This is a genomic window from Dokdonella sp. (genome assembly GCF_049593775.1).
Lineage (GTDB): Bacteria > Pseudomonadota > Gammaproteobacteria > Xanthomonadales > Rhodanobacteraceae > Dokdonella.
The window spans coordinates 1-6,981 of record NZ_JBAWHJ010000094.1; the positions used below are offsets into that span (position 1 = coordinate 1).

The 6,981-nt window shown below is 61.1% G+C and carries 4 protein-coding genes; 3 read left to right on the forward strand and 1 reads right to left on the reverse strand.

The window, feature by feature from the left end:
• The 3 genes from WBP53_RS03245 to WBP53_RS03255 all read left to right on the forward strand — a co-directional run.
• Nucleotides 1-2,541: error-prone DNA polymerase (locus tag WBP53_RS03245; protein WP_423925882.1), on the forward strand; the 2,541-nt coding region annotated here is incomplete at its 5' end.
• 296 nt (nt 2,542-2,837) lie between these two features.
• The gene (locus WBP53_RS03250) at nt 2,838-3,311 is read left to right on the forward strand and encodes a (2Fe-2S)-binding protein (protein WP_423925884.1); all 474 of its coding nucleotides are present in this window, start codon (nt 2,838-2,840) and stop codon (nt 3,309-3,311) included.
• On the forward strand, nt 3,308-5,662 hold the full coding sequence (locus tag WBP53_RS03255; RefSeq protein ID WP_423925886.1) for a molybdopterin cofactor-binding domain-containing protein: 2,355 nt from the start codon (nt 3,308-3,310) through the stop codon (nt 5,660-5,662). The genes WBP53_RS03250 and WBP53_RS03255 overlap by 4 nt, the downstream gene beginning before the upstream one ends.
• A 300-nt stretch (nt 5,663-5,962) precedes the next feature.
• Here the strand turns inward: WBP53_RS03255 and WBP53_RS03260 are convergent.
• On the reverse strand, nt 5,963-6,981 hold a 1,019-nt coding region (locus WBP53_RS03260; RefSeq protein WP_423925888.1), incomplete at its 5' end, for a pyridoxal phosphate-dependent decarboxylase family protein.

A 6,981-nucleotide genomic window follows, 5' to 3' on the forward strand; every position in this document is an offset into this window, starting at 1 on the left:
CGCCGATGCGAAGAGCTGGCCACGATCTATCCGCATGAGCTGCTGGCGGAAACCGGGCGCATCGCAGCTCGCTGCCGCTTCAGCCTGCGTGGCATCAACTATGTCTATCCGCATGAACTGGTGCCGGCAGGCGTGTCGGCGATCGATCACCTGCGCGCACTCACGCTGGCAGGCGCAAGACGACGCTGGCCGCATGGCATCGCGCAGGAGGTCGGCCGGCAACTCGAACACGAGTTCGCGCTGATCGAGCAGCTCGGCTACGAGCACTTCTTCCTGACTGTAGAAGACATCGTGCGCTGGGCACGCGCGCAGCAGCCACCGATCCTGTGCCAGGGACGCGGCTCCTCGGCCAACTCGGCCGTGTGCTACTGCCTCGGCATCACGGCGGTCGATCCCGAACACGGCAACCTGCTGTTCGAGCGCTTCCTCTCGATCGAACGCGACGAGCCACCCGACATCGATGTCGATTTCGAACACGAGCGGCGCGAGGAAGTGATCCAGTACGTGTTCAACAAGTACGGGCGTACGCGCGCGGCACTCGCGGCCACGGTGATTCGCTATCGCGGCAAGAGTGCGGCACGCGATATCGGTCGCGTGCTCGGCCTGGCCGAGGACCAGCTCGACCAGTTGAGCCAGGCTTACGCGCATACCAATGCCGACCTGCCGATTGCCGACGCCTTGCGCGAACGCGGCTTCGATGCGCAGGCCGCAATCATGCAGCGGGTCGTGGCACTGGTCGCGCAGATCCGCGGTTTCCCGCGTCATCTGTCCCAGCATGTTGGCGGCTTTGTCATCTCCGAGCATCCACTGCACACCCTGGTACCGGTCGAAAATGCGGCGATGGCTGATCGCACGATCATCCAGTGGGACAAGGACGATCTCGAATCACTCAAGCTGCTCAAGGTGGATTGCCTGGCGCTGGGCATGCTGACCTGCCTGCGCAAGTGTTTTGATCTCGTGCATGCCCACCACGGCCACCGCTTCGAACTGGCCACGGTTCCGCAGGACGACGAAAAAACCTACGCGATGATCCGCGCGGCCGACACGGTCGGCGTGTTCCAGATCGAGTCGCGCGCACAGATGTCGATGCTGCCGCGCCTGCGTCCGGCCGTGTTCTACGATCTGGTCGTGCAGGTCGCGATCGTGCGTCCCGGACCGATCCAGGGCGGCATGGTGCATCCCTACCTGCGTCGCCGTCAGCAGCTTGAAGTCATCGACTATCCGCAATCGGCCAGCGAGCGTGCCGCCGGCAAGGTGGAATCACGGGTCAAGGCCGTGCTCGAACGCACGCTTGGCGTGCCTATCTTCCAGGAACAGGTCATGAAACTGGTCGAGGTCGTGGCCGGTTTCAGTCCCGGCCAAGCCGACGAACTGCGTCGCGCGATGGCGGCATGGAAACGCAAGGGAGTGCTTGAACCGTTCCGCGATCGCATCCGCGACGGCATGCTCGCGAACGGTTACGAGGAAAGTTATTTCGAACGCATCTTCGAGCATATCAAGGGTTTCGGTGAATACGGCTTCCCCGAATCACACTCCGCCAGTTTCGCCCTGCTTGCCTATGCCTCATCCTGGCTCAAGTGCCATTACCCGGCCGCCTTCACCTGCGCCCTGCTCAACTCCCTGCCGATGGGTTTCTACGGGCCTGCGCAACTGATCCGCGATGCGCAACGCCATGGCGTGCGCGTATTGCCTGTCGACGTGACGATCAGCGAATGGGATTGCACGCTCGAACCTCTGGCTTCTGAAGGAGGGGCGTCAGCCGCGATGCCCTTCTGCAAGAACGATGCAAAAGCATCGTGGCTGAAGCCACTTCCTACACAAGCCACGAGCCCTCCCCTCGCCCTGCGGCTCGGCTTCTCGCGCATCTCGGGCTTCTCCGAAACCACTGCACAACGCATCGTCACGACACGACGCGAACACGCCTTTGCTGATGTCGCCGATCTGATTCATCGCGCCGGTCTCAACACCGGCGAACGCGCACGCCTCGCCGATGCCGACGCACTGCGCAGCTTGAGCGGTCATCGTCACCAGGCGCGCTGGGACAGCGCCGGTATCGACAAGCCGCTGGCTGTACTTGCCGATGCCGCGATACATGAAGAGGCGATTCGCCTCGACGCACCATCCCTGCGCAAGGATGTGATGAGTGACTACGCAACCCAGGGCTTCACCCTGCGTCGACATCCGCTCAGCCTTGTCCGCACCCAGCTCGACCAGCGTCGCATGCTGCGTGCCCGCGACGTACTCGGCAGCCGCAATGGTCAGCGCGTACGCTGTGCCGGCCTGGTCACCGTGCGTCAGCGCCCCGGCACGGCCAAGGGCGTCACCTTCGTCACCCTCGAAGATGAAACCGGCATCCTCAACATCATCGTCTGGGCCGCGCTCGCCAGCAGCCAGCGCCGCGTGCTGGTCGAAAGCAACGTGCTCGGCGTCGAAGGCGAGTTGCAATCCAGTGAAGGCGTGCAACATGTCATCGCCCATCGCCTGCTCAATCTCGATGCCCTGCTGCCCGAGCTGGGCTCGCAGTCGCGCAACTTTCACTAGCAGGCAGTTGCGGCAAGATATGGCGTCGAAATCTCCCAAGGCCCGAATAGCAATTACCTAAGCGCTCGTCATCCAGGCAGCCTTCAGCTGCTGAACGGCTGGTCATCCAGTTCTTGAGTGCTGCTTTGTAAATCAAAGGAAATACTGGATCCCAGCCTACGCTGGGATGACGAGCAGAGACCTGTTCAGCGTTGCCTGAGGTCCTTGTCATTCGCCACAGACCCAACTATCGACACTGGTCCAACACCATGTCGGCGCGTAGAACTTGATGGATCATCGCTGCGGGAGACTCTGGCATGGCTATCGAATTCACGGTCAACGGGAAATCGATCACGTTCTCAGGTGATCCCGCAATGCCCCTGCTCTGGTACTTGCGCGACCATGCGCGTACCACGGGCGTGAAGTACGGATGCGGTGTCGGTGCCTGCGGCGCCTGTACCGTGCATCTGGACGGAAGTGCAGTGCGTTCGTGCTCGATACCGGTTTCAAGTGCGGCCGGACATGCGATCACCACAATCGAGGGTCTGGCTGACGGTGGAACCCTGCACGCATTGCAGAAGGCCTGGATCGAGGTCGATGTTCCGCAGTGTGGCTACTGCCAGGCCGGACAGATAATGGCGGCAGCCGATCTCCTGACGCGCACGCCGGAACCCAGCGACCAGCAAATCGCTGCACTGACCAACCTCTGCCGCTGCGGCACCTATCCTCGAATACGCAAGGCCATCCGTCTTGCGGTCAGCATGAACCAGACTGCCAAGGTGACGTCATGAACGCACCGGTCGATCGTCAATCAGCCCCGCTGGATTGGGACGCATCCACCGGCCCCGATCCGGTCATCCTGCCGGCACCATCGATACGCCTGGGCCGCCGCAGCTTCCTCAAGGCCTGCCTCAGCGCGGGTGGCGGCTTGATGCTGAGTGTCTGGGTGCCCGGCAGCGCTCTGGCCCTGGCCTCAACGCCTGCCGATGACAATGGCGGCGCGACGCTAGGATTGTTCGTGCGCATAGAGCCTGACGGACGTGTGGTGATTGGCGCGCGCAGTCCGGAAATCGGCCAGGGCGTGAAGACTTCTCTGCCCATGTTGATAGCAGAAGAATTTGACGCCGACTGGAGCAAGGTCGAAGTCGAACAGCTACCGCTGGGTCTCAACTTCATAGACAAGGAACCTGGCGTTGAATGGAAATACGGCCCACAAGGAGCTGGCGGCAGCACCAATATTCCCGATTCCTGGAGCGATCTTCGACAGGCTGGCGCGCGTGTTCGGGTCATGCTGATCGAAGCAGCAGCCAAACAATGGAACCTGCCCGCCGATTCATTGCGCACCCGGGACGGGCGTGTCCACGGACCCGACAACAAGTCGATTGGGTATGGCGAACTCGCAGCGATTGCAGCGACGATCAGCGTGCCGGACACCGATGTCCCGCTGAAAAAGCCCGAAGACTACCGAATCATTGGAACGCCTCGTCGTGTGGTCGATGCCGAGTCCATCGTGACCGGACAGGCGCAATACGGAATCGACGTGTATGCAGAGGGGGCATTGACCGCCGTGGTCGCGCGCTGTCCGCATTTCGAAGGTGGCGTGAAGTCATTCGATGCGAAGGATGCCTTGAAGATTCCGGGCGTGAGACAGGTGTTGCTGCTGCCAGGCCCCAAGGGCGGCGAACCGATCACGCAGAATCTCGTCGCTGGCGTCGCCGTGCTTGCGGATGACACCTGGTCTGCCATGAAAGGCCGCAAGGCGCTGAAAATCGAATGGACTGCCGGCGACTTCCCTGATGAGAGCAACGCATCGCTGTTCGCACAATGCGATGGATTGCTGAAGGGCGACGGCCAGGTCGTGCGTGAAGATGGCGATGTCGCCGCTGCCGCGAAGAGTGCAGCGCACCACGTCGAGGCGACCTATCGTGTTCCCTATGTCGCCCACGCTCCGCTGGAACCACCCGGCGCCTATGTCGAACTCGGACAGGATTCAGCACGCGTCATTGCATCGATGCAGGTTCCTTCCGGAGCTTCGCGCATGGTCAACGCTATCACCGGGATCGACCGGCGCAACATCGAAGTCATCATGACGCGTGTCGGTGGCGGTTTCGGCCGCCGCCTGAGCAACGATTTCATTGCCGAAGCCGCCCTGCTGGCCAAGGCATCAGGCAAACCGATCAAGCTTGTCTGGACCAGGGAAGACGACCTTTCCCATGATTTCTTCCGACCATTCGGCCAGCACCAGCTGATGGCGACACTGGATGAAGAAGGCATGCCGACCAGCTGGACACAAAAGCTCGCCAGTGCCACCAAGTACCATCGCCGTCTGAATGTCGAAGCCGACAAGATGTGGGAGGCCGAACTCTACACGGACGATTTTCCGGCAGGCATCGTTTCCAACTTGAAAGTCGAGTGGTTTGCCGTGAAGTCGGGCATGACACGCGGCTCGTGGCGTGCGCCTGCGCACACGGTCAATGCATTCGTCGTTGAAAGCTTCATGGACGAGATCGCTCACAAGGGCGGACAGGACCCCCTGGCCCTGCGCCTCCGGTTGTACGATCACGAAATCATGGACTACGCCAATCACGGCGGTCCGAAATTTTCGCCACGCCGCCTGCGTGAAGTCACCCGAATTGCCGGTGAAAAGATCGGCTGGGGTCGCAAGCTGCCAGCCGGTCATGGACTCGGCATTGCCGCCCATTTCACTTTTGGCGGCTATACCGCGCATGCGATGGAAGTCAGCGTGGACAGCACGGGTGAGTTCAAGATCCATCGCTGCGTTTGCGCAGTCGACGTTGGACAACCGGTCAATCCATTGGGGCTTGAGGCCCAGATGATGGGTGGAACGATCGACGGCTTGTCGACCGCAATAAATCTGGAAATCGGCATCGACAAGGGACAGGTAACGACGAGGAATTTCCCCGACTATCCCCTGCTGCAATCCGCCAAAGCCCCCGATGTCGAAGTGCATATCGTGCCGAGCCGCGAGTCACCCAGTGGTGCAGGAGAAATGGGCATACCTACAGCCGCACCTGCACTGACCAACGCGATATTTGCAGCCTGTGGCGTGCGCATCCGCGATCTGCCCGTCAAGGACCAGCTGGTCGCAGCGATGAGCAAAAAGAAAACTTCGAAGGCATGATGCCGTGTCGCAAAGCCACCCAATGGAGCAACCATCTGGCTGTTCCATTGGGTGGCCGTTCCAGAGCGATTCCCGCCTGCGCGGGAATGACGGATCCAAGGCGACGCTGATCAAGTAGCGCATTCGTCGCGATGCCTGCCTGCGTACAGAAGGCTTCTTCGTTGCCTTGGGTTGGTGCCAACATTGGCAAGCCAGGTGGCGCGGCCGGCTTGCCTCGCCAGGTACGCGACCGCCTGATTATGCCTGCGCAAGCCGCCTGTAGATCTTGAGAATTGCGGCAACGCTCCTGGCAATGTCATCTTATGAAGTCGCCCAATTGGAAACAGAGATTCGCATGGCCGCCTTGCCATGCCAGGTCGTGCCGCTCAGCCAGCATGTACCTTCTTCCTGGACTCCCGACACGACAGCACGCGTCAATTCATCGTCGTCCCCGAAGCGAACAAGTGCCTGATTCAAGACCACCTCGTTGAGGACCTGCACTCCATTCTCGGCGCCAAGCAAATTCGCCATCTGCTGCGCTCTGGCGCAACACCGGTCAACCAGGTCACCGACGCCGTCACGACCGAGCGAGCGCAAGGTGGCGTAAACCGGAATTGCCCTTGCTCGCCTGGAGAATTCGGGCACCCAGTCGACGGAATCGCGCTCCACTCCCTGGGTCTGGATCAGATAAGAGGCCGACGCAGTCATTGCAGCGCGATGGTCCGCCGAATGCTTCACGATCGCCAGTCCACTGTCATAGGGAACGTTCAACCACTTGTGCGCATCGGTCGCCCACGAATCTGCAAGTTCGATCCCGGCCGCAAGCGGTGCAAGAGATTTGCTGGCGCGCGCCCAGAGACCGAACGCGCAATCGACGTGCAGCCAGGCACCGCATTCGCGCGCGATCGCGGCGATCTCAACGAGTGGATCAAAGGATCCACTGTTCACGTTTCCAGCCTGCGCGCAAATAATGGTAGGCCCATCCAGGGTGGCCACGAGTTTGCGCAGGCTGTCGGCCCGCATCCGGCCTTGCTCGTCGGATTCTGCGCGCAGCAATGCGCGCGTACCAAAACCGAGATAGCGCATGGCGACATCAATCGTCACATGTGCCTCGGCTGCCGCCACGATATTCACGCGCGGCGCACCCGCAAGCCCTTCAACTTCCACATCCCAACCGACACGGCGCAAGACACTGTGACGTGCCGCAGCCAGGCAGGTGAAGTGCGCCATCTGGCATCCTGTTACGAATCCGACCGAGGATTCACGAGGCAAATCGAACAACTCGAGGATCCATTCGGCGGCAACCTCTTCGACCACAGCCGAAAGCGGCGAGATCGCAT

Excerpts from the sequence above, each read along its gene's own strand:
- WBP53_RS03250 (WP_423925884.1), top strand. The coding sequence starts at position 2,838 with ATGGCTATCGAATTCACGGTCAACGGGAAATCGATCACGTTCTCAGGT.
- WBP53_RS03255 (WP_423925886.1), top strand. The coding sequence starts at position 3,308 with ATGAACGCACCGGTCGATCGTCAATCAGCCCCGCTGGATTGGGACGCA.